Origin of the sequence: Faecalibacterium prausnitzii (genome assembly GCF_003324185.1) — a bacterium.
In the GTDB taxonomy this organism is placed as follows: Bacteria; Bacillota; Clostridia; order Oscillospirales; family Ruminococcaceae; genus Faecalibacterium; species Faecalibacterium prausnitzii.
On the sequence record NZ_PXUP01000071.1, the window covers coordinates 1 to 669 of the forward strand.

Here is a 669-nt window from a genome sequence, read left to right on the forward strand (position 1 = left end):
GCACTTACTGCAAGCGCGCCGAGAGTTAAAATTACCAGCGTCATGGCTGCAACAAGCACTCGTTTCAGCACAGGGCGGCGTTTATGCAACGCCGCTTGCAGGCGGGCATCCCATCGGGAAGTGTCCGGGTAGCGTTCCTTAAGCTGTGCCGGAGTTGGCAGCTCGTCCAGTTCTTTCTGTGCATCTGCACGGAGCGCCATCATCAAAGCTGCATCAAAAGAGATCTCTGTCCGCTCACTCACGGCTGTTCAGCTCCTTCCACAATAGTTTTCTTCCACGGAAAAGCCGCATCCGAACCACTTCATCCGTCAGTCCAAGCGATTCGGCAATCTCCCGGTTGGTATAGCCCATTGCCAAAAGACGCAGAGGATCACGGTACATCGGTTTCATCTGCCCAATCAGTTCTGTCAGGTGTTGGATGTTATCGGTGCTGACTACTGCATCATCCGGCACCGGGGCGTCATCTTGTGCGTCCGGGACTTCCTCCAGCGGTTCTTCTCGCTGCTTGCGAAGCATATCGCAAGCACGGCTTCTACTACAACTAACGAGATAAGCAGCGAGTTCGTGACAGTTTTCTCGATGAATTTTAGAAAAATTTTTGGCAACGTACAAAAACACCTCTTGCAGTACATCTTCTGCCAGATACGAATCGCCCATAATTTTGTAAGC

General features: G+C 51.7%; 1 protein-coding gene and 1 pseudogene. Both read right to left on the reverse strand.

Annotated features, from left to right (window positions below):
* Positions 1-242 (reverse strand): annotated as a pseudogene (locus tag C7J97_RS14745) (DUF4367 domain-containing protein); the annotation flags it as partial.
* A partial coding sequence (locus C7J97_RS14750; protein WP_147232780.1) for an RNA polymerase sigma factor occupies positions 235-669 on the reverse strand: 435 nt, incomplete at its 5' end. The pseudogene C7J97_RS14745 and the gene C7J97_RS14750, both read right to left, overlap by 8 nt.